Genomic DNA, 24,695 nt, shown 5'->3' with positions numbered 1-24,695 from the left:
AGGTCAGCTGGTAACGTTGAAAAAAAGCGATGTACTTGCTTACGGTATTACGGGAGATCCCCAACTGGGAACTGATCCGGCGCTTACTGACCCCGGCACTGTATAACTTGAATATCTTTTTTACTTTTCGCATTTCTATTTGTTTGTTGGCCATAATCTTTTTAACAAAAAAAGACTATTGCGCACACTTCAAATAGAATCGATTTTTAGTGGTTCACTTTCATCCGTTTTAGGTGGTTCACTTTCACCCGCTGTGCTATGCTCACTTTCACCCGTTTTTAGTGGTATACTATATCCGTTTTTTGCAAGCAGCCGCCCAGCATTTTCCCGGATTTCATTATTCAGCTTCAGAACTCCTCAAATACATTACCGTAGCTAAAGATTTTACCTTAATGCTATCCTCAGGAGAATTTATTAAATTTACTCCTATTAACGATTCATTATTTGAAGATTGGCTCATAGCAAATAAGGTTCAAAATATCAGAAAAGAAGAAGGCTGGATAACCGAATAACCAGCCTGAATACTTTACTTCCCTTTTCCTAACTCATTCAACTTTTCTTTGAGTTCAATAAGTCCAGCTTTTTCGAGATATTGACCGGCAATACTTTTCAATTCTACCAGGTTTTCTTCGGGCACATTAGATAGAAGTCCATCATTTTTCTCATCATCTTTCACGACCAATCCACGCTCAATTACATGGTTTAGTAATAGCACATTTTTACGTGAGATCCTCAAATCAATCTTCACTGTGTCATTCATGCCAGGGATACTTAAGATCGTATCATAAACTTTGGCTACATCATTTGTTGTCAACATAATCACACGTTTTAAATCATTCAACATTAATAACAAAAGTATTAAGAGTAAAAGAAATCATCCTCATCAAAATATGAAGGAGATAATTATTAGAACTATGAAAAACAAATCAAGCACTATTATTATTACAGGAGGTCCCGGAATGGGAAAAACATCCGTGTTAGAACAACTTTCAATTATGGGATATCATTCCGTTGAAGAAACCGGTAGAAGCATTATCCAAAAAGAACTTAAAACAGATGGAAATCGTTTACCTTGGCTTGATAAAGAAGGGTTTGCAATGGCTATGTTTCAGCAATCCCTTAAAGATTTTCAAAATGTATCGGAGAAGAGTGGATTAACATTTTTTGACCGTGGTATTCCCGATGTTATCGGATACCTAAAATTGTGCAATATTTCCATTCCTGAAACAATGTGGCAGGCAGCGGAAGAAAAGCGATACTATCCTAAGGTTTTTATTACCCCACCTTGGAAATCAATTTATGTTAATGATGCCGAGAGAAAACAGACTTTTGAAGAAGCGGTTGCCACGTATCATATAATGAAGGAAACCTATTCTTTCTTGGGATATGAATTGGTTGAATTGCCTAAAACGACAGTTTTAAAAAGAGCAAAATTCATTCTTAATTATCTTTTAACCTATTGATTACCATCCCATTCAAAATATAGAGAGGATAGGTAGAAGCCATACCACTTGTTTAACTTTACGTCAGTAAACTGAATAGTGAAGGTGAAAATGTGTGGTTATGGATTTCAGGAAACAAAAACTTTCCATTGCGGAAGCAAAAGAAATGGACATGGTTCAGTACTTGTCCTCATTAGGTCATGAACCTTCGAAAATCAGGAACAATGACTACTGGTATCATTCTCCGTTAAGGGAAGAAAATACAGCCTCATTTAAGGTAAATCGAAAGCTGAACCGATGGTACGATCATGGCCTTGGTGAAGGAGGCAATATTATCGATTTTGGGATTGCATATTTTGGTTGTTCCGTTGGAGAATTTCTAATAAAATTGGATAGCGGTATTTCTTTTCAAAAGCCATTTAAAAATCGCTCCAAAACAGAAAATCAACCGGAGCATCTACTTAAAATTGTAAAGGATGATGAGCTCAATTCATACGCATTGATTCACTATTTGGAACAGCGAAAAATCCCTGTTGAAATTGCAACCCAATATTGCCGGGAAGTATATTATGAATTGAATGCAAAAAACTATTACGGGATTGGTTTTAAAAATGATTCCGGTGGATTTGAAATACGTAATCCTTATTTCAAAGCAAGCAGTTCTCCAAAGGACATTACGAAAGTAAAAAATGCTTCCGATGAGGTGACCGTATTCGAGGGCTTTATGGATTTTCTTTCGTTCAAATGTATCAGTAGAAATGAGCTAAATAAGACTCCTGATTTTGTCATTTTAAATTCCCTTTCCCTGTTCGAAAAAGCACGTCCATTTCTGGAATCGCACAAGTCAATAAACCTGTATTTGGACAATGATGCTGCCGGGAAAAAAGTTGCCAGGGAAGCATTGTCTAATAGCAAGAGATATAACGATTATAGCAAGCTTTACCAAAACCACAAAGACCTTAATGACTGGTTGGTGCATATTGGAAAGCAGAAGAAGAAGAAGAAGAAGAAGAAACGCTTAGGGAATAAACTGTAATAGTGTTTCTAAGCATTTTTGAAAACTTCACTATTTAGTAAATCGCCGGAATCCCTGAAAGTACATAATAAGCCTCTGGGAGACTTTGACAAAACGATGAGTTTGCTACGTTCCTGCAAACGGCAAGATGAACGGTTGTTAAACAACCGACATCTTGCTGCCTATCACTCGGAACTCGTGGGCAGGGCGTATAGAATGAATTTTTTGAGTTTGATAACAGGATAAAGGAAAAGAAGATGGAAGGAAAAAAATCAAACAGAACACGCATTATCGGGCTGCGTTTAACACCCGATGAGTATGCGAAAATCGAAAAGAAATGGCAACACAGCACCTGCCGAAAGCTAAGCGAATATGTTCGTCACAGTCTTTTTGAAAAGCCTATTGTAACTACATATCGCAACCAATCTGCCGATGATTTTATGGCAGAAATGGCTCAGCTTAGAAAAGAACTTAACCACGTAGGCAACAACTTTAATCAGGCAGTAAAAAAGCTCCATACGCTTCAAAAAGTTACAGAATTTAAAAGCTGGCTGATTGCCTATGAAGTGGAAAAAAGAACCCTGTTCAATAAGGTGGATGAGATTAAAAATCACATCAAAAAAATGGCGGAAATATGGTTGCTGTAATCAAAACAGGAAACTCCATTCACCGCATTTTAAACTACAATGAGAACAAAGTGAAACAAGGAGTTGCGGAATGTATTGGGGCAGGAAATTATCCTGTTGATCCGGATAAAATGAGCTTAACCATGAAGCTGAACCGCTTTTTAAAACAGATGGAATTAAATGAAAAAACAAAGCGAAACAGCGTCCATATTTCGCTCAATTTTGATGTTTCAGAGCACCATTTATCAAAGCAAAAACTGCTTGAAATAGCTGATAGTTATCTGGATAAAATCGGTTTTGGGGAACAACCTTATTTGGTCTATCAGCACCACGATTCAGGGCATCCACATATCCATTTGGTAACTACCAATATTGAAGCGGATGGCAAACGAATTGACTTGCACCATTTGGGTATCCGTAAATCTGAACCCGCTCGTAAAGCATTGGAAAAAGAGTTTGGTTTGGTGCAGGCTGAAGCTCAAAAAAAGGATGAAAATTATAAGTTAAAATCTATAGCTGTCGGCAAGGCAATGTATGGTAAATCGCAAACTAAAATGGCTATTCAGAACATTCTGGAAAATGTGTTGAATCCATACAAATATACCAGTCTTCCGGAGCTGAATGCAGTACTTAATCAATACAATGTAAAGGCAGAACGGGGGACAGAAAATTCAAAAGTTTACCAAACAGGTGGATTGCTATATCGGGTACTAGATATTGATGGTAATCCGATAGGTGTCCCTATCAAAGCCAGTCTGTTTTATAACAAGCCTACCCTGAAATTTCTGGAGCAGAAATTCAAAGAAAATGTGGCGAAACGAACACTTTTTAAACGACGGGTTAAAAATGTGGTGGATAAGGAATTGTTATCAAAAAAATCATCCATTCCAGAACTAATATCTGCGTTGAAAAAACAGGGTATTCAGATCGTACTCAGGCAAAATGCTAACGGAATTTTATATGGAATCACCTATGTGGATCACCAAACCAAATGTGTTTTTAACGGAAGTGCTTTGGGCAAAAGATACAGTGCCAAAGCCATTCAGGAAAGGTGTTTACCGGAAGGAGTTTCGGGACAGGATTTGCTAAGGCATCCCGACCCGAAACAGACCATTGGGTTACAGCCACAGACTACCGCTGCGGCAGAAACCAAAGAAGCTGATAAAGAGGTTCAATCTGCTACTATACCAACAGGAAAAGAAAATGTATTGGAGGTTTTAACTCAGGCAGAAAACACCTCAGATTATTTACCTAATCAGCTTAAAAAGAAACGCAAAAAGAAGAAAAAAAGAAATCTGAATAATAACCAGTAGAAAAATAAAGCTATGGCAATGCACACCGGAGAAAATGAACAGGCACTGAGAAAAATACTGGATATGACCAGGCTTATCAGTATTACCATATTAATCATCCATTTCTATTTCTACTGTTACAGTGCTTTTGAAATATGGGGATGGCAAAGCACTTTTAGTGACCGTATTTTAAGCAATATTTATAAGACGGGATTGTTCAGCAATTTTCATAAATCGAAATTTATTGCCCTTGTTTTTTTGGGTATATCCCTTTTAGGAGCCAAGGGGAGAAAGGATGAGAAATTAAATCACAGAACAGCCTTTGCTTACCTGATTACCGGATTGCTCATTTATTTTATCAGCTATCTCTGTATGAAGTTGAACACACCTATAATAACGACCGCTATCCTGTATATGGCATTTACAGGAGTAGGCTTTCTGCTGGTATTGACAGGAGGCACCTTGCTTTCCCGAATTATCAGGAATAAAATCAATAATAAGGACATCTTTAATAAGGAAAATGAAACCTTTCCTCAGGAAGAACGATTGCTGGAAAATGAATATTCCATTAACCTTCCGGCGCAGTACCAATTAAAAGACAAGCAACGGAAAAGCTGGGTCAATATCATTAATCCATTCCGGGCGATTATGGTATTGGGAACTCCCGGTTCCGGAAAATCCTACTTTGTGATACGTCATGTAATTACCCAGCATATCCGTAAAGGATTTACCATGTTTGTGTACGACTTTAAGTTTGATGACCTTTCCAAAATAGCCTATAATACCTGGCTGAAAAACCAACATCGATATACCAAACCCCCGGCATTTTATGTGATTAATTTCGATGACCTTACCCGTAGTCATCGTTGCAATCCCTTAGAGCCTTCTGCGATGACCGATATTACCGATGCAGCAGAAAGTGCCCGCACTATTTTGATGGGGTTAAACAGGGAATGGATTAAACGCCAGGGAGACTTCTTCGTGGAATCCCCGATTAACTTTTTAACGGCTATTATCTGGTATTTAAAAAAATACAAGGATGGTGAATTCTGTACCTTACCGCATGTAATTGAATTGATGCAGGTAGATTATGATAGCCTGTTCACATTATTACGAACCGAGAAGGAAATTGAAGTGCTGATTAATCCATTTGTTAATGCGTACCTCAATGATGTTATGGAACAATTGGAAGGTCAGATCGCTTCCGCAAAAGTGGCAATGGCAAGGCTTTCATCCCCACAACTATACTATGTGTTATCGGGTAACGATTTTGATCTGGATATTAATAATCCTGATGACCCAAAGATTGTATGTATGGGAAACAATCCACAAAAAATACAGATTTATGGAGCGGTATTATCCCTCTATGTAAACCGGCTAATCAAGCTGGTGAACAAAAAAGGAAAGCTAAAGAGTAGTCTCATTTTTGATGAATTCCCGACCATCTACCTGAACAATATGGATAGTCTGATTGCTACTGCCCGAAGCAATAAAGTTTCTACCTGTCTGGGTATTCAGGATTTTAGTCAGCTTCGAAAGGATTATGGTCGTGAACAGGCAGATGTGATTATGAATATTACGGGGAATATTGTTAGCGGTCAGGTTACAGGTGATACTGCCAAACAACTCTCCGAACGCTTTGGGAAAATCATGCAGGATAGGGAAAGTTATTCTATTAACAGCGGGGACACTTCCATCAGCCGATCCAAACAATTGGAAGCAGCCATACCACCTTCCAAAATATCAGGGTTAAGCTCCGGTGAATTTGTGGGCATGGTGGCTGATAATCCAGATTGTAAGATTGACCTAAAAGCTTTCCATTGTGAGATTATTAATGACCATGACAGCCTTAAGCGTGAGGAACAAAATTATAAGGACATTGAAATCATCCGAAAGTTGGATTCAGGTATGGTACAGCGTAACTATTTCCAAATCAAACAGGATATTCAGGACATTATACAGTCAGAAATGGAGCGGTTGCTGAATGATCCGGGATTGAGCCATTTGGTGGTAAAGAAATAATAGCATATTCGTTTTTTTTCCTTGGATAAGAATGACTTTTTCTGTTGTTTTCAAAATTTGAAAAACTCTACAAAATAATTTTATCAAATATTGAATGTTTTTTATATATTTGTAGTGAATTTGAAATAAGCTACAAATTAAATGAAGGTAAAATTAGGAGATATTGCTCAATTACAGTTTGGTTTATACGTGAAGCCTAAAAGTATTGGTGATGCGGTGTATTTGCAGGCTAAGCATTTTGATGATTGGGGGAATCAAACGGATGAGGTTGACACTTTCGTTCAGATAGATAAAAAAAAGAAAGCTCACCTTCTTGAAGATGGAGATATTCTGTTGGTTGGAAAAGGAATGAGGAACTTTGCTTGGACTTATAATAAAGAGTTCGGTCCAGCCATAGCATCTTCAATATTTTTTGTTATCAAGCCTGATCCTTTAAAAGTAATACCTGAATTTTTGACTACCCTATTTAATATGCCACAAACGCAGGCTTATTTCCAGACTCTTGGTGCTGGGAGTTCTATTCCTTCCATTCGTAAATCTGAATTAGAGGCTTTTGCAGTGAAGCTTCCTCCTTTGGAATTACAACAAAAAGCAATAGCTATTAAGTCCTTGCATTATAGAGATATGGAAATATCAAAACAGATTATTTTAGAAAAACAAAAAGTATATCAGGGTATAATAGGAAAAATCATTAATGGCGTTATGATTAATTAGATAATGAAAAAATTAAGTGAAATATTAAAAAGGCAAAAGGAATTAATGGGTATTGAGAATAGCTATGCTATTGAAATATCTTTTGACATCAATATCTTTTCGGAATTAATTCTTGAACATAAAACTTATCAAAAATTCCAGAAAACTCAGAATAGGTACACCTATCATCCTGAAGATAAAAATATTCCTGTTAAGGGACATTATCACATTTACCCAAGGAATAGCAAAAAAGAGATTTATGCCGTAAATATCGATGGCACAGCACATCACAAGAGTAATAGAGGTTTTGAAATTCCAAAAAAGGAAGCTATGGAATTAAAGAAACTTGGTGTGCAAATTCCCGATAACAGGATTCTCGAACATAAGGAAATATTCATTAACGAAAATATAGAATCATATACCTCTATATATATAATAATAAACGATTAGCATGAGTAAAAAACCAATTACACAAAACGAGATTAATAATATTGTTTGGAAGGCATGTGACACCTTTAGAGGGGTTATTGATCCATCCCAGTACAAGGATTATATCCTTACTATGCTTTTTGTGAAATATGTATCAGATGTATGGAAAGACAAAAAGAATTTCTATGCAGAAAAGTATAGCGGTGATGAAATCAGAGTGCAAAGAGCTTTGAGGAATGAGCGTTTCCAATTGCCCGATACTTGTACTTTCGACTATTTGTTTGAAAACAGAAATTCGGCAAATATTGGAGAGTTGATCAACACTGCACTGGAAAGTATGGAGGACGCCAACCGAAGTAAACTGGAGCGTGTATTCCGAAATATTGACTTCAATTCAGAAGCTAATCTTGGTCAGACTAAAGATAGAAACAGAAGACTCAAAAATCTATTGGTTGACTTTTCTGCGTTAGATCTACAGCCTTCCCATTTAGAGGATAATGATGTTATTGGTGATGCATATGAATATCTAATTGAAAAATTTGCCAGTGATGCCGGAAAGAAAGCGGGGGAATTTTATACGCCTGCTCAAGTTTCAAAACTTTTAGCCAAGCTACTTAATCCCCAGCCTGGTGATCGTATTATTGACCCGACATGTGGTTCAGGTTCTTTGTTGATTAAACTTGCTAAAGAGGTAGGGAATAAAAATTATTCACTCTATGGTCAGGAAATCAACGGTAGCACCTGGGCTCTTGCTCGTATGAACATGTTTTTGCATGAGATAGATGATGCTACTATTGAATGGGGCGACACCTTAAACAATCCTAAGTTGCTGGAAGAAGATAGCCTACTTAAAGGAAATATAGTAGGAGCAAATCCTCCATTTTCACTAGATAAGTGGGGAGCTGACAACGCTATTTCTGATCAGTTCAACAGATTCCATAGGGGAACTCCTCCAAAGAGCAAGGGAGATTATGCTTTTGTATCTCACATGATAGAGTCTACGTATCATGACACAGGTCGCGTTGGTGTTATTCTGCCACATGGGGTTCTTTTCAGAGGAAGTAGTGAAGGTAAAATAAGAAAGCAGTTAATTGAAGAAAACTTGTTGGAAGCTGTGATTGGATTGCCAGCTAATTTGTTTTACGGAACAGGTATTCCTGCAAGTATTCTCATTTTTAATAGAGCAAAAGGGGAAAATAAAGATATCCTCTTTGTTGATGCTAGTGAAGGATATGAATCCAGCACCAATCAAAATCGTCTTCGTGATAGTGATATAGACAAGATTGTCAATACATACAAAGCATTTCAAAAAGCCATTCCTTTAACTTCTAAGGAAGGTAAGGTATTAGAAGAAAAGTATGCTTATAGAGCATCTGTTCAAGAGGTTGCCGAAAACGAGTACAATCTGAATATTCCCCGCTATGTGGATACATTCGAAGAGGAAGAAGAAATTGACATCCCAGCAACTCAAAATAATATCAAAGAATTAAAGAAGGAGCTTGCAACGGTAGAACAACAAATCAATAATTACCTAGTAGAATTAGGGTTTAATGAATAAGACAGTCGAAATAACATATAAAACCAAACATACAAAAGTTGGAGATATCCCAAAGGATTGGAGTTTGGATAAACTTAGAAAAAATGCAATTGTTCTCTTTAGTAATGTTGATAAACATATTAAGGAAAATGAAATACCAGTTTCATTATGCAACTATCAAGATGTTTATTATCATGATTATATAACCTCTAGCATTCCATTTTCAGCAGGTTCAGTAAAAGAATCCGAGTTTTACAAATTCCAACTACACAAAGGAGACGTAATAATAACAAAAGACTCTGAGGACAGAAAGGATATTGCGGTGCCAGCTTATGTCATTGAAGAAATCCCCAATTTAATTTGTGGTTACCATCTTGCAATTCTGAGACCAAATGAAGCTCATTTAGATGGTGTTTTTTTATCTTTTCTGTTGCAGTCCCACAACATTAATCATTATTTTCAAAAATTAGCAAATGGGGTTACACGATTTGGCTTAACAACTGAATCAATAAAAAATGCCTTAATTCCTATTCCTCCATTACCAGAACAAGAAAAAATAGCAGAGATACTTAGTAATCTAGATTTAGCTATTTCTACTACAAACAGTCTAATAGAAGAGATTAAACTTCGAAATAAAGGTCTTGCACAGAATTTACTTAAAGGAAAAAAACGGTTAAAAGGATTTGAGGGAGAATGGAATGAGGTAGCTATAAAAGACATTGCTAATAGAATAACAAGAAAAAATGAAGAGTTGGATGATACAGTTGTTACCATATCTGCACAGAGAGGTTTAGTGCGTCAAGAAGACTTCTTTACAAAAAGAGTGGCAAGCAAGACTCTCTCAAATTACTATCTAATATATAAAGGTGAATTTGCTTATAATAAAAGTTATTCAAATGGCTACCCGATGGGAGCTTTTAAAAGGTTGGATGGCTTTGAAAAAGCCGTTGTAACAACTCTTTATATCTGTTTTTCGCTAAAAAAAATTGTCAGTTCGGATTTTATGAAACACTTTTTTGAAGCTGGTTTTATGGTTCGACCTTTAATGAAAATTGCACAAGAAGGAGGTCGTGCTCACGGTCTTTTAAACATTGGCATACAAGACTTTTTCGGTTTAAAACTTACCATCCCAACATTTAAAGAACAGCAGGCTATTACTTCGGTACTTTCAGAAGCGGATAAGGAGCTAGACTTATACAAAAAACAATTAAACATCTTGAAAAAGCAAAAGAAAGGCTTGATGCAAAAGCTTTTGACTGGTAAAATAAGAGTAAACATAAAATAAAAATGACATGCAATTAAATTACTTCCCCATACGGTTTGATTTTTCAGATTACCAGATAATAACGGAGACATATTCTGATGAACGATTGCAAGAATTGAGGCAAAACTATAATAGTTCTTACTCATTTTTTAGGGATGGTAATTTGATTGCTATTTCCAATAAAGATGATGAGAAAGGCCTGCTTAGCGGTAAGGTAGAAAAGCGATCGGTATTTGGTGATGCCAAGGTAACCGCATCTTTAGTAAAACACATTTTTTTTAGAACGTTTAAAGATAGGTTTCAAGGCTTTATACCGGTTGATTTTTATCCTTTTAGGTTTTATTCACGCCAAGATAAAGATGATTTAATTTTAAATTTTCTGCCAGAAAGATTAAAACATAAAATTGCGTTCAAGAAACTTATCGAGATACAACTCCGCGAAACAAACATTAATGACTCTAAAGGTTTTGCTTTTTTAGTTAACATTCGTAGAAACTGGGTATTTAATATTTCATGTTTGGAACTATCTCAGGAAGGCTTTGATTTGATTGATTTTGAAGTATTACATACTGAAACGCTTCCGGGATTAGATAATATACTTGCTCCAAACGAAGATTTTGTAGGTGTAATAAAATCGATCAGTGACAATATAGCGATAGTTTCCACAAATGATGGTGACGAGAGTTATCCACTGAACGAACTCTTTATTCGTAAAACGAGGAGAAATATTCAAGCCTATTTAAACTTTGCTATTAATGAGCAAAAATGTGATCAAATATTAGAGGCTGTAAAACAAGAACGTATTAAAAAGCAAAATCCTGTTAGCCAGCTTGCTGAAATAAATAAGATTGCCAAGCACCTTTTTTCGGATGGTGATAATCCAATTTTGTTTCAAAACCGAGATGGTTTTTGCTTTAAAGTAGATACATCGCCATTGCAAGTTCAAAATAGCATGAATTTGCAAACACCAACATTTATCTATGATCATGCTGGCACAAAAAAGAATAATATAAATGCCGATATGGGACTGTCAAATTATGGACCTTATGACAGCATTAGTTTTGATATAAAAAATTCAAGAATAATAAGTATTTGTCATAGAGCCAAGAGAGGTGATTTCACAAGATTCTTGTCTCATTTAAAGGATGGTATAGCAAACTCCCAATACTTCCAAAAAGGATTACTTAAAAAATATGAGCTTCAAGATATTAATTTTGATATACAGGAAATTTCTGATTATGGCTTAAAGGACTATTTAAGTATAATAAGTAATTATGATAATGAGAAGCCACATCTTGCTATAATCGAGATACCTGATAGATTTAAGGCTCTTTCAGACAGAGACAATCCATATTATAAGATTAAGGCGAAACTACTTTCTTTAGAAATACCGGTACAGTTTGTAAGATCATCTACCATATCTAACTATACGGAATATATATTAAACCCACTAGCTCTTCAGATTTATGCAAAGCTAGGAGGAACACCGTGGGTATTGTCCGCCCAAAGGTCGGTGGACAGAGAAATCGTAATAGGGATAGGACATAGTTGGCTGAGAAGTACAATATACAAGGGAGCTGAAAGTAGTCGTGTAGTGGGAATTACCACCTTTATGTCGAGCGACGGACAATATCTTTTAGGAGACAAGGTAAAAGATGTTCCGTACGAAAGTTATTTCGAAGAATTACTCAAAAGTCTTAAAAGTTCAATTGGCCGTCTTTCAGATGAATATGCATGGCAAGAAGGAGATACTGTAAGGTTGATTTTTCACATATTTAAACCGATTAAAAATGTAGAGTTTGGAGTTATTAGCCAGCTAGTTAAAGAGATTGGACAGTTTAATATCAAGTTTGCTTTCGTAACAATAAGCAAAAGCCATCCAAGTATTTTATTCGATACTAGTCAACAAGGAGAGTCAAAATATGGATCGCGTCAAATTATAGGGAAGTATATTCCACAGCGAGGAAGTAATGTCTTTATAGATGATGAAACCTGTTTAGTACAGATGCTGGGAGCAAGGGAACTAAAAACGGCTAAGCATGGTATGAGCACCCCTATTCAAATTAAAATAAGAAAGCCTCAAGGAAATTATGATGATCCCGAATTAAAAGACTTGATGTTTTATGATTTGAATTATATCACCCAGCAGATTTATTCATTCACCTATTTATCCTGGAGAGGTTTTTTACCGAGAGAAGAACCTGCGACTATGCTGTATTCTAATCTTATTTCAAGACTACTTGGAAAAATGAGACATATACCTGAATGGGATGCTGATAAATTGAACTATACCTTAAAGCGAAAAAAATGGTTTTTATAGAAGAAAAGCATAGTTATTTGAGCAGTCTAGCCAATCAACCTAAGCAAGCTGCTTTGGTTGCCTTGGTTACCGATGAGGTATTTCAATTACCTCAAGGTAGCTTTTCAGAACCTGATACAATTTATTACTCGTCTATTCAGGCTATTAAAAAGAATTCAAAAGAAAGTTTTGAGTCTCAATATGCCAAAATATCAAAACGTAAAGTTTCTGAGAACTCTGTTGCTCCTTTTATACATGACGATTTCCTGATTTTTACATTGGTTATAGGGGTGCTGAAATTTGAATGTGATAAAGAATGGCTTTTGGGTGTCATCCGAAACCGAGCTAGAGGTAAAGTTACTACTAGCTTTGAAAATTTATTGATTGGTAATTATCTAAGCAAAGCCAACAATCAGTCTATGGTTTTGGTGTTTCTCTTTTTACTGGATAAATCAAAAATAACCAATGACCAATTGAATGAAGCGTATAATACAATGAGCAACACCAAAGAATCATTTAACAGCGACTTCATACGTATCGTGTATTACCGTGCATTTGATATTATTATCCAGTTTAAGCTGCCAAGAGATGCCGATGAAGTATCTCGTTTATTAGAATTTGAGAGTCGTTTTAAAAAGCGAATCAATATTTTTTCAATTGTAGTATACAACCTTTTTATTATTGGGATTCTTTGTGGAGCATATAAAGTCTTTCAATTGCTACCTGAAGACAAAAAGCTATTTGTGAATGACTTGAATCTAATCTTAGGATTAGGTGCAGTTATAGGTTTGTCAGGAAACTTTATACCTAAACTAAAAACCAGGTTTCAAGAAATGATATTAAGAGCCTTTGGCTATGAAAATGTAAAGTAATTATGGCAATATTCTTATATGAGATAAAATTCACTACTATATTTCAAATGCTGAGATTGAATAAAAGTGTGCAGAGTTTTGGATTTGGTAACTAAAAAACAATTCAATAATGAGCAAGAAGATAGGAAGAAACGATAAATGCCCATGTGGCAGTGGCAAAAAATACAAGAAGTGTTGTATGAATTCTGGTCGTACGTTTAGTACTTCACATACTCAGCAACAACCTCGCCCATTTTTCTCTGAATACAATTCAATTGACCTTCTAAAGTCCTTCGCTGGTCTCACCTTGCTCGCCCAAAATCACGGTAAGAACGTCCGTTTCGAAGAGCTTTCGAGGATGTCCCTAAGAAACTTTACTGACGATAAGCCTAATGTGTCTCAAGCAGCATTAACGACCTTCCTAAATGAGAATTACCCCTCACATTATCTGGAAGATCCTGTCACGAACCTATTCACAGACTTAATCACATTCTATGGTGGTGACTACATTATTTTCCCGGGCATTACAGAAGGTGGTAGCTATGTGCCCTCCAAGCTATTAACGGCAATTTACAATTGGCCTGATTCAGGCATTCCAGACTGGTTTAAAAGCAATTGCATGCATGCAGCTCTGCTAATATTAAATCTATCAGACAGAGTTGCTGCCCGTTTAGGATATGGCCGATACCAATTTGAAAAAGTTGAGAGTAACCTCATATCTATTCCTGATTCAACACACCTTGCAGAATTAAAAGCAGCCGTTACTTTTTCTGAGGAGGAAATAACCCAATTACTTCAATCTAAGCAAATAGCAAGGGAAGCGCTGGACATGTTTGTAATTGACATCAACGATCCTGAATTAGCTAATGATCATATTGAGGAAAGTCCGTTGCTGACTAAACCAATAATTCACCACAATGGTGAATACATCATTACCTCCCCGGCAACACTCAGCTATGCTTTGGTCGATTTCATTCATTCAGAAGCAAGCACATCGGGCTGCCTCCCTGCTGTTAGCAATGCCTATCATAATGTCATTTGGAATTACACACAGCTTCACTTGAAGCAACTTGGCTTTTCAGGAATTGATATTCCTGCAATTTCAGAAAATACAGACCCTACCATAAGAGAAGCGATCTATCGCTTTGATGATGACAAACTTGCATTTGTTCAATACAGAACATCAGGTGAAGCAACACATGAGCAAAGAAAGCAACAGATTATAAACAGCACCCTGGCGTTACCTGAATTTGCTGGTCACCAGTTTATGGACATCTCCCTGATTTCTTCAATGGGTAAAGACATGTTCTTCATGTATGGCAATACTGTAAACTCTGTGAGTATAGGAATGCCAATCTATGATTTTTACACATTGGTGAAATTGAAAGAACATGACGCAATTGACCTTTGGAATTTCGCCAACGCAAGAGATAGTCAGATCCCAGGCAGCAACATGTTTGGAGCTTCTTTTTTGGATGTCTTTAAAGTATACAAGGAAAATGATGATTCCTTTTATGTTTCAGATGATAGTTCCGGTGTTATCCTTCACGTAGAGCCGGGATATGCAGGTAGTTTATATCAGGAAGCAAAGCTTCTTTCTGATGAGCATTCAGCAACACGATTAGTCGAAGGTAGGCTTGCGAACATCCCTGTGACACGAAAGGATAAGTATGCTCCAATTTATTGCTCCATTGATGAATTGTCAGCAGGCAATCTCAATATGGCTGTTGAAGGGTTTCCTTTACCTGTTTGGGTTTCCCCGAATAAAAACTCATTTGACATCCCTGCATCTGCAAGAGGCTTGTATTTTGAAATGACTGACGCCATCGCTTTTTGGTTATGGCAATGTCAGGAATTTATAAATGCCGACTTATCTCATCTTGAGCAAGCTCCTATTGCTTTTAGATTCGAATTTGAGCAGGAAGACCGTTTCAATCCTATAGAACGAAACTTTGAACGTGATCCTGAATTGGCCGGTCATTTCAACATATCAATTGATGGCAATACTATCTCAATTTCGATACCACCTGCCATTATACCATATCTGTACGGGGCAGACAATCAAGGAGAGCGAGAATTAACAAGGCAGATTCTTCGAGGAATAAATCTCCTGTTGGAGGCTCAACAGAAGCCGACTATCGAGAATGAAAGGATTAATCAAATTGTTGATGCGGCTGCACCACTCGGAGTGAAGAAGAAAATTTTTATTCTGGATTCAGCTGATAATCTATTACTCGATCCTTCAAACCTTACAAGCCATAGATATATACAAGGCTACAATGTGAATACCATATTAAATAGTCTTATTCCGGGCTTGGACAACTTATGCCCTCCAGTTGGAGAGATTACTGATAAAGCTGTAAAGACCAAATTGACAAGGGATGTAGTGATGCGAGTATTGCTACCTATGTTGCAGACAACAATTAGCCAATACCCTAATGAACCTCTCCTCAAAAGGTTATTCAATCTCAATGAAAGCTTAATCCATAAAAGAGAAGAACTAAGAGTCAAAACACCAACCCGAATTGCATGCTTTGTTACTCAGGAACAACAAACAAGTGATTTGCAAGATAACCTTGCTAAACTCAATCAAACGACCATTGCGGTAAGGTGTTTAATAGAACATCTGGCTGCAGAACCCTCCACTGGCAATAAGATCATTAGCACAACTGCTATAGATGAGCTAGTAGCCATAATGAACGCAATAATCGATTGGGGTTCTATGGGTGATCAGATTGAATTTGACCTTTTCGAAATAGAAATGGGCATTTTGCCTTCAGGTCGTATAGGTACAAGCAAACAACTCTTCCGAGAAATTTTTGACCCATATCACGCCTCCAAGTCGAAAGAGAATGTGCGTGATGCTCAAGACACTTTCGAACAAGTATTTCCACAACTGAATCCTATGGAGGGCTCAGACGTACCCGAAAGTCTTGATAATGCTTTCACAGAAGAGTTTGGAATCTCCTTCACAAGGTTGTGTGAGGTAGTAAATGACTTGGGAATTGTAGCCTATTCCCAACCTAATGCATGTGCAACCATGCTGAAAAAGGATTTATACATTGAAATAAACAAGCATGATCACACCTATACTGAGGAAGAATTTAATACAGCAATAGCATATCTGAGTTTATTCAATAGAGGAAAAGTACATCGTGTTCCTGCTGGTTTTGACAATATTGACATTTCACCTTGGAGGTTTAACAGAAGACTTTCCCTGCTTCGCAAGCCTTTAGTTTTGGTTGACAACCCCACAGACCCAGACAACCCCACCGTTTACTGGGGATTTAGACAGCTACTTTCAAGTAGAACGTATTGGTATGACCAATGTACCACCAACAGACTAAGGGTAAGTGAAGATGGACCAGTACAAAGGGTCTTAGGCAAGCTGGCACAACATAATGGTAAAAGATTAGTGGAATCCGTTCTGAATGAATTTGAAACAGATGACTTAGTGATTGATTCTGAAGTTCCAATCAATCCAAAATCAGACCTCAAAAATGATACTGACATAGGTGATGTTGATGTTCTGGTAATAGACACTTCCACAAAGACCATTTACAGTTTAGAATGTAAAAGCATGGCTCCAAGTCGAAACATCAAAGAAATGATTGGCGAGGTTGACAAACTATTTGGGAGTGATTCAGAAAAAGGTTGGATCGATAAACATGTGGAGCGAGATACCTGGTTAAAGGCAAATTTGGATCAACTCAGTACAAAGTACGACTTGGACTTATCTGATTATACAGTGAAGTCCTTTTTTGTGACTCAGGAAGATATGTTGACACCATACCTAAAAACAAGGCAATTGGCTATGCCATTTGTCACGCTGTACGATTTAAAAGAAAAAGGATTAGAAGCTCTTAATTAAAAGATTAATACAATGGCAGTACCATCATTTAAAGAAGACCATATATCACAGCTTCCCGCACTGAAGCTGCTTATGAATATGGGCTGGAAATACCTCTCTCCAGAGCAAGCTTTAGAAGCCCGTGGAGGCAGGACATCCAATGTGTTGTTGGAGACCATTTTGAAGGATCAACTTCAAGTCATCAACACCATTGAATACAAGGGCAAAGAGTTTCCCTTTTCTGATGCCAACGTAAACAACGCTATTCTTGCCATTCGTGACCTTCCGGTTCAGGATGGTTTTATTGCTGCCAATAAAGCCTTTTATGAACTCATCACCTTGGGCAGGAGCTTTGAGCAGTCGGTTTTAGGTGATAAAAAGAGCTTTTCATTCCATTACATTGATTGGAAACATCCTGAAAACAACACTTATCACGTATCAGAAGAGTTTAGTGTGCTCAGAAGTGGCAGCAGTGAACATTACCGCCCTGATATTGTATTGTTTATCAATGGTATTCCAGTTGTGGTTATTGAGTGTAAGAGTCCAAAGATCAAAGACCCAATCGACAAATCAATTGAGCAACATCTTAGGAATCAGCTGGAAGATGGAATACGTGCATTATATCAATACTCCAACTTGGCCATGGGACTGGCCACCCATGAAGCCAAATACGCCACAACTGCCACTCAAAAAGAGTTTTGGAGTTTTTGGAAAGAACTCTTTAAAACAAAAGCGGAAGAAACTGCCTGGCTCGATAAGCTCCAAGCTTTAAAAAATCAGCCACTACCTATCAACGAAAGAACAACGCTTTTTCAAGAACGGTATAAAAACGTTTTGACTTTCTTCCAGAACCTCGAAAAAGAAGAACAGGCGATAACAGAACAAGACAAGCTACTATTTAGCATTTGTAAGCCAGAGAGACTTTTAGACCTATTCTTCAACTTCACTCTCTATGATGATGGGATCAAGAAAGTCACTAGGTATCAGCAATACTTTGCCGTTCACAATACCTTGGATAAGATCGTAAAAACAGATAGCGAAGGATTAAGAAAGGGCGGTGTAATCTGGCACACTCAGGGAAGTGGCAAATCCCTCACTATGGTCATGTTGGCTCAACTGATTGCTACGCATCCTCAAATCAAGAATCCTAAAATCATCTTAGTTACTGACCGTATTGATTTGGACGATCAAATAACAGAGACGTTTAAAAAATGTCAAATACCAGTAGAAAATGCTCAAACAGGCAAGCACTTGGTAGAGCTTCTTTCCGGCACAGGTGATACAGTTATCACTACTTTGATTCATAAATTTGAAGCGGCTGTTAATCAGGCCAAAGAAGGATTTGATTCACCCGACATTTTTGTTTTGGTAGATGAAGGACATAGAAGTCAATATGGTACATTCAATATCAAAATGCAAAAGGTATTTCCTAAAGGTTGTTTTATAGCCTTTACAGGAACTCCTTTAATGAAGAAAGAGAAAAGTACTGCAAATCGCTTTGGAGGTTTGATAGATGTTTACTCTATTACCGATGCAGTTGAAGATGGAGCAGTAGTCCCCCTACTTTATGAAGGTCGCCATAACTTAATTGAAGTGAATGAAAAGCCTTTGGATAATTATTTTGATCGAATATCCGAACCGCTCACCCCTTATGGTAAAGCTGCTCTCAAGAGAAAGTTTAGTTCCACCAATCAGCTTAATAAAGCGGAAGAGATTATCTACGCCCGTGCTTGGGATATTTCAGATCACTACGAGCAAAACGTTCAAGACATACTTTTTGGAAGTTTAAAAGCTAAGGGGCAGTTAGTAGCTCCAAATAAGACGACGGCTTTACGTTATCGGGAGTTTATCAAAGAACACAAAAAGGTTAGCTGTGAAGTCCTGATCTCCCCTCCTGATGTGCGAGAAAACTATGAGGATGCTTTTGAAGAAAGCGACGATTTGATATTAAAGTTTTGGAAAGCCATGATGGATAAATATGGCAGTCCGGAGAACTATGAAAAGTCGTTGATCAACTCGTTCAAAAAGCAAGATCACCCTGAAATAATCATTGTGGTAGACAAACTGCTTACTGGCTTTGATGCTCCCAATAACTACGTTTTGTATCTCACTCGCCAGCTCAAAGAACACACGCTACTACAAGCGATTGCGAGAGTAAACCGTTTAGCTCCAGGCAAGGAACACGGTTTAATTATAGATTACTATGGCAATCTGGAGAATCTTGACAGTGCATTAGAAACCTATTCAGGTACAAACAACTATGATGCAGCTGATCTGGAAGGTACATTGACCAACATCAGTGAAGAAATCAAAAAGTTACCGCAAGCGCATTCAGAAGTATGGGACATCTTCAAAGAAGTCAAAAACAAGTATGACGAACCTGCCTATGAAATGCTATTGCAGGATGAGGCCATTCGCCACATCTTCTATGAAAAGGTATCGGCTTTTTCTCGCTTGTTAAAGCTAGCCCTATCGAGTTTTGAGTTTATCAGTAAAACTCCGGAGCAGCAAATAAATAAGTACAAACAGGATGCTAAATTTTTCCTTGGATTAAGAATTGCGGTCAAACGAAGATACTTTGACGATCTGGAATATAAGGAATACGAGCCACAAGTTCAGAAACTCATTGACAAGCATATTACCACAGAAGGTGAAATTCTTCGTATTACTGAAATGGTCAATATTTTTGATAAAGAAGAAAGGGATCGTGAAGTTGAGAAGATAACCAGTAAGGCAGCCAAAGCCGATCATATTGCTAGCAGGACTATAAAAGCTATCAATGTGAAAATAAATGAAGATCCAGTTTACTATAAAAAACTTTCAAGACTGATTAGAGATACTATTGAAGACTATCACCAGCATCGTATTTCAGAAGCTGACTATTTAAATAAAGCGAGAGAATACGAAGATCAATTTCATAATGGTAGACAGGACAATGTGCCGGAGAACCTTACTGGAAATGATACCGGTATTGCCATTTATAATTTAGTGAATGAGATTTTTAAAGGAAACTTAAAGCGTTCGGAAGGCTCACAAAACATTGCTGCATTGATGGCTGAAGGTATTGACGAAGTTATTAAGTCTATTGTATTTGAAAACGGGAAGCCAATAATTGATTGGGTAAATAAATCAGATATTGAAGGAAGGATAAAAATTGATATTGACGATTATTTATTCGATTTAAAGACACAGCAAGGTATAGAATTGCCCTTTGACCTAATAGATGAATTGGTTGAAGAAGGAATCAAAGTAGCTAAATTGAAATATGTCTGAAACGCTTAACATAAAATCTATAGAATTTGGTTCGAGAAAAATCACCTTTGAACTTTCTTATAAGGATCGAAAAACCCTTGGCATTCGGGTGTATCCTGATTGTAAAGTAAAAGTGATTGCTCCGTATAATACCACAGAGGAGAAACTGGAAGCTAAACTTCGGGAAAAAGCACCTTGGATCATTAAACAGCAGCTTGAATTTTTATCCTATCATCCATTAACACCACCAAGAAAATATATTAATGGAGAAACTCATCTTTATTTAGGTAGGCAATATAAACTTAGAATAGAGAAGTCGGAAACTAATGAAGTAAAGTTATTTAGAGGAAGATTATTAGTGTTGAAAAAGGATAATACATCCGCTAAAAGTCTATTGTCTGAGTGGTATAGAGAAAAAGCATTCGTTCATTTTGCGGAAACATTAAAAAAAACAATTCCACTTTTTAAACGATTTGAGATTGATGAACCTGAGCTCCAAATTAGACTAATGGCCACTCGCTGGGGAAGTTGTACCTCTCAAGGCAAAGTAATTTTAAACCCTGAATTGATAAAGGCTCCTAAAGGAAGTATTGAATATGTCATTATTCATGAATTATGCCATTTGGTTCATCATAATCATACCCGAGCATTTTATGCTTTACAAGAAGCAATCATGCCAGATTGGAAAAAATGGAAAGAAAGACTTGAAACGTCTTTGATATGATTTTAAGAGATTTATAAAATGAAATTTATGGGAAGTATGCTTTGATAATAGTACTAGGGTTAATATAAACAAAGAGCCATGATTTTTGAGGTATCTACAATGTTATTTATTTGAATCCTTACAAAATAAGTTAAACATCTACATTATGAAAATAACACTACCGTCTTTAAAACGTATAGTTTATGAGAAAATTAAAAGTAAGAATATTATAAAACAATTGATTATTCCTGAACAATCAATTGAGTTTAATATTTCAGAAGTTAATCGCTTTTACTTGGTAATAGAAGATAATGAAAGAAAAATATGTTTCACCACCAAGGAAAAGTATCTGCCACGTGGAATAGAGTATGCACTTATAACAAATATTCTACCGAGTAAGCAACGTTTTGAAGATGGTAAGATAGTAATAAAGAAATGGATTCAGCATCCTCAATTGAAAGAGTGCCAGACCTCAGACGTTATTCAATCCTGGAAGAATGATTTCATATATAAAGAAGAGGAAACGGGTAACCCTGGATTAAGACAACCGCAAATAGCTGCTTTACATATGATTATGGGGCATCTGAAACTTCCTCTAGATGCGGCAACAGTGGTAATGCCAACAGGTACAGGTAAAACAGAAACAATGTTGGCTACACTTATAGCTAATAGGTGTGAAAAGCTATTGGTTACCGTTCCATCTGATTCCTTACGCAATCAAATAGCTGGAAAGTTCTTTAGCTTGGGATTATTGAAAGAATTTGGAGTTGTTGGGGAAAAGTCGCTATACCCGATTATTGGTGTTATCAAAAATAGATTTGAAAATATAGAGGAGATTACTGGATTTTTAGAAAAATGTAATGTGGTAGTAACTACCATGAGTTGGCTTACTAATCAGGATAATGCGACTCAAGAACTATTTGCAAAAAGTTTCAGTCATATCTTTATTGATGAGGCTCATCACATAAAAGCCTCTTCATGGAATGAGTTTCGAAATAAATTCGATAGTGAAAAAATAATTCAGTTTACAGCAACCCCATTTAGAAATGATGGGAAAAGATTGGATGGAAAAATTATTTCGAACTTTCCCTTAAAAAACGCACAAGAACAAGGCTATTATAAAAAGATTGAATTCATTTCCATTCGAGAATATGACAAAAATAAAGCAGATCAAAAAATTGCTGATGTGGCTGTTGAACGCTTACGTTCAGATATGGCAAAATCTTATAATCATATCCTTATGGCTCGTTGTGCCACAAAGAACCGAGCGGATGAAATCTTTAAATTGTATAAAGAGAATACAGACCTTAATCCTGTTTTAATCTATTCTGGAGTACCTAGTTTTAAAGAATCATATAACAAAATACATCAAAAACAAGCGAGAATAATTGTTTGTGTAGATATGCTTGGGGAAGGTTTCGATCTACCGGAACTAAAAATTGCAGCATTTCATGATATTAGAAAAAGTCTACCTATTACGCTACAATTAGCTGGACGTTTCACAAGAACCAAATATGACGAAGAGCTTGGTGACGCATCTTTTATTGCCAATATTGCTGATTTGGAGGTAAGAGCGGAATTGGCTGATTTATATGCTTCGGATGCCGATTGGAATGAGATTCTATCAGATGCGAGCTCAGAACAGGTAAATGAACAGGTAGAATTCAAAGATTTTATGAGTGGTTTTAAGAAGTTGAGCAATGCTAACATTCCTTTTCAAAATATCAGACCTAAATTAAGTACAGTTGTCTATAAGAATAAAACCGATTCTTGGTACCCAAAAAATTTTCAAAAAGGAATCTCAGGTTATGATAATCTTGAATTTAAATTCCACGATATTAATAGGGATCATAATATGCTTGTTATTGTAACGGGCAAAAGGTTTGAAGTAGATTGGGTACATGACAAAAGGGAGATTTATAATATCCAATGGGATATTATTATCGTCTATTGGGAAACTGAAAACAACCTATTATTTATCAATAGTTCGGATAATGGAAGTCTTTATGCAGATTTGGCTGAGTCAATTATTGGCGATAAAGCTGAACTAGTCCGAGGAATAAACGTTTTTAAATCCTTTCATAACATCAAAAGAGTAAAGTTGCAAAATGTCGGATTGAGACAGTTTTTGGGCAAGAACATACGTTTCAGGATGATGGTGGGAAGTGATGTTGGGGAAGCGTTGAGCCTAGCTGAAAAACAACGTGGTGAAAAAGCCTTTGTAATGGGAACTGGTTTTGAAGTTGGTAACCCCGTGAATATTGGAGCTTCATATAAAGGTAGGATATGGACAAAACTTCAGGGAGATTTAAAACAATTTAAAAACTGGTGTACAGCCTTAGGAGATAAATTAGTAAATGAAAATATTGATCCAAATCAAATTCTTAGAGAAACATTAATACCAACACTTAAAACTGACCTTCCGACTGTTTTTCCGGTATGGATAGATTGGGACACAGATATCTATTTAGATGTTGAAACCAAATATAATTTCATTATTGATGGAATAAAATATGATTTATCTAACATAGAATTGTGTTTGGTCAATCCTTCTGTGGGCGGGGATTTATTATTCTCACTTAAATCTGACACAAAAGAAGTTGTTTTTAAGCTTGAACTATTTGAAAGAAAAGATGGTGATGAGTCATTTGCAGACTTTAAAATAACTCAACAATCAAAAGAAAAGATAGAAGTTCAGTATGGGCGTATTAAAATAGATGGAGTTACTTTCTTTGAAAAATTCATCCCCACTGTTTGGTATGCTGACGGTTCTGCGCTTACAGGAAATGAATACTATGAACTCAAACAGCAAATAGGCATTTATCCGAAAGATGAACTTATATCTTGGAATTGGGATGGTGTGAATCTAAGAAATGAAGCACAAGGTATACAACCTAAGAATGTTGATTCTATTCAGTACAAAGTCATTGAACAATTAAAGCAAGAAGATTTTGATATCATCTACGATGATGACTATTCTGGGGAAATCGCCGATGTTGTTACTATAAAAGCACATAGTGATAAAATTGAGATTAAACTCTATCACTTGAAGTTCGCTTTGGATGGCGTAGTAAGTAACCAGATTAAGAATTTTTATGAGGTTTGTGGACAAGCTCAAAAATCCGTGCATTGGAAACATAAATCCGGCAAAGAATTTATCAACCACCTCCTTAGGCGAGAAACTAAATCAAAAAAGGGCCTATCCTGTTCCCGACTTGAAAAGGGTAAAAGAAGTGATTTGGTAAAATTGTTAGGAATATTAAAAAATGAAATTCCTGTAGAATATGAAATTTTGATTGTCCAACCAGGTCTCTCAAAAGCAAAGGCATCAAATGATATTTTAGCTTTGTTAGGTGTTACGGCTACTTATATCAAAGAGTTTGCTGATATTAACCTCAAAGTAATAACAAGCGCCTAAAC

General features: G+C 36.5%; 18 protein-coding genes. 16 read left to right on the top strand and 2 right to left on the bottom strand.

The window, feature by feature from the left end; translation table 11 throughout:
* On the bottom strand, nucleotides 1-133 hold a 133-nt coding region (locus tag BT112_RS19495; RefSeq protein ID WP_175545829.1), incomplete at its 3' end, for a helix-turn-helix domain-containing protein.
* A 169-nt stretch (nucleotides 134-302) separates the two neighbouring features.
* On the opposite strand from BT112_RS19495, the gene BT112_RS19490 reads away from it, so the two are divergent.
* Nucleotides 303-512, top strand: a complete 210-nt coding sequence (locus tag BT112_RS19490) for a hypothetical protein (protein ID WP_072319142.1) — start codon at nucleotides 303-305, stop codon at nucleotides 510-512.
* Nucleotides 513-526: 14 nt separating this feature from the next.
* Here BT112_RS19490 and BT112_RS19485 read toward each other — a convergent pair whose 3' ends face one another.
* The gene (locus BT112_RS19485; protein ID WP_072319141.1) at nucleotides 527-817 is read right to left on the bottom strand and encodes a hypothetical protein; all 291 of its coding nucleotides are present in this window, start codon (nucleotides 815-817) and stop codon (nucleotides 527-529) included.
* 97 nt (nucleotides 818-914) lie between these two features.
* On the opposite strand from BT112_RS19485, the gene BT112_RS19480 reads away from it, so the two are divergent.
* The 15 genes from BT112_RS19480 to BT112_RS19410 all read left to right on the top strand — a co-directional run bounded on the left by BT112_RS19480 (nucleotide 915) and on the right by BT112_RS19410 (nucleotide 24,693).
* Nucleotides 915-1,463, top strand: coding sequence for an AAA family ATPase (locus tag BT112_RS19480; protein WP_072319145.1), 549 nt, complete (start codon nucleotides 915-917; stop codon nucleotides 1,461-1,463).
* Between the two features lie 100 nt (nucleotides 1,464-1,563).
* A complete protein-coding gene (locus BT112_RS19475; RefSeq protein ID WP_072319140.1) occupies nucleotides 1,564-2,478 on the top strand; it encodes a toprim domain-containing protein in 915 nt (304 codons plus the stop codon).
* A gap of 236 nt (nucleotides 2,479-2,714) precedes the next feature.
* On the top strand, nucleotides 2,715-3,104 hold the full coding sequence (locus tag BT112_RS19470) for a plasmid mobilization protein (RefSeq protein WP_072319139.1): 390 nt from the start codon (nucleotides 2,715-2,717) through the stop codon (nucleotides 3,102-3,104).
* Entirely contained in the window at nucleotides 3,092-4,396 is a 1,305-nt protein-coding gene (locus BT112_RS19465; RefSeq protein WP_072319138.1) for a relaxase/mobilization nuclease domain-containing protein, read from the top strand. Before BT112_RS19470 ends, BT112_RS19465 begins: the two co-directional genes overlap by 13 nt.
* Before the next feature lie 18 nt (nucleotides 4,397-4,414).
* Nucleotides 4,415-6,397: a conjugal transfer protein MobC gene (gene mobC / locus BT112_RS19460; protein ID WP_072319144.1), complete on the top strand. Its 1,983-nt coding sequence runs from the start codon at nucleotides 4,415-4,417 to the stop codon at nucleotides 6,395-6,397.
* A 141-nt stretch (nucleotides 6,398-6,538) separates the two neighbouring features.
* Nucleotides 6,539-7,111, top strand: a complete 573-nt coding sequence (locus BT112_RS19455; protein WP_072319137.1) for a restriction endonuclease subunit S — start codon at nucleotides 6,539-6,541, stop codon at nucleotides 7,109-7,111.
* 3 nt (nucleotides 7,112-7,114) lie between these two features.
* Nucleotides 7,115-7,540: a hypothetical protein gene (locus tag BT112_RS19450; RefSeq protein WP_072319136.1), complete on the top strand. Its 426-nt coding sequence runs from the start codon at nucleotides 7,115-7,117 to the stop codon at nucleotides 7,538-7,540.
* Between the two features lies 1 nt (nucleotide 7,541).
* Nucleotides 7,542-9,077, top strand: a complete 1,536-nt coding sequence (locus BT112_RS19445) for a type I restriction-modification system subunit M (RefSeq protein ID WP_072319135.1) — start codon at nucleotides 7,542-7,544, stop codon at nucleotides 9,075-9,077.
* Nucleotides 9,070-10,341: a restriction endonuclease subunit S gene (locus BT112_RS19440; protein WP_072319134.1), complete on the top strand. Its 1,272-nt coding sequence runs from the start codon at nucleotides 9,070-9,072 to the stop codon at nucleotides 10,339-10,341. Before BT112_RS19445 ends, BT112_RS19440 begins: the two co-directional genes overlap by 8 nt.
* 7 nt (nucleotides 10,342-10,348) lie before the next feature.
* On the top strand, nucleotides 10,349-12,640 hold the full coding sequence (locus BT112_RS19435; RefSeq protein ID WP_072319133.1) for a Piwi domain-containing protein: 2,292 nt from the start codon (nucleotides 10,349-10,351) through the stop codon (nucleotides 12,638-12,640).
* On the top strand, nucleotides 12,628-13,491 hold the full coding sequence (locus BT112_RS19430; protein ID WP_072319132.1) for a hypothetical protein: 864 nt from the start codon (nucleotides 12,628-12,630) through the stop codon (nucleotides 13,489-13,491). The genes BT112_RS19435 and BT112_RS19430 overlap by 13 nt, the downstream gene beginning before the upstream one ends.
* A gap of 109 nt (nucleotides 13,492-13,600) precedes the next feature.
* The gene (locus BT112_RS22015; protein ID WP_072319131.1) at nucleotides 13,601-17,341 is read left to right on the top strand and encodes a YecA family protein; all 3,741 of its coding nucleotides are present in this window, start codon (nucleotides 13,601-13,603) and stop codon (nucleotides 17,339-17,341) included.
* A gap of 12 nt (nucleotides 17,342-17,353) precedes the next feature.
* Nucleotides 17,354-20,593 carry a type I restriction endonuclease subunit R gene (locus tag BT112_RS19420; RefSeq protein ID WP_072319130.1) on the top strand — a complete coding sequence of 1,080 codons (3,240 nt, stop codon included), beginning with the start codon at nucleotides 17,354-17,356 and terminating at the stop codon, nucleotides 20,591-20,593.
* Entirely contained in the window at nucleotides 20,586-21,296 is a 711-nt protein-coding gene (locus tag BT112_RS19415) for a M48 family metallopeptidase (protein ID WP_072319129.1), read from the top strand. Before BT112_RS19420 ends, BT112_RS19415 begins: the two co-directional genes overlap by 8 nt.
* 145 nt (nucleotides 21,297-21,441) lie before the next feature.
* Nucleotides 21,442-24,693, top strand: coding sequence for a DEAD/DEAH box helicase (locus BT112_RS19410; RefSeq protein ID WP_072319128.1), 3,252 nt, complete (start codon nucleotides 21,442-21,444; stop codon nucleotides 24,691-24,693).
* The last annotated feature ends 2 nt before the right edge of the window (nucleotides 24,694-24,695 follow it).

The sequence above is a fragment of the Sinomicrobium oceani genome (genome assembly GCF_900119185.1).
Lineage (GTDB): Bacteria > Bacteroidota > Bacteroidia > Flavobacteriales > Flavobacteriaceae > Sinomicrobium > Sinomicrobium oceani.
Note: the sequence above shows the minus strand (reverse complement) of the source record. Positions and strands in the feature narration are given on the sequence as shown.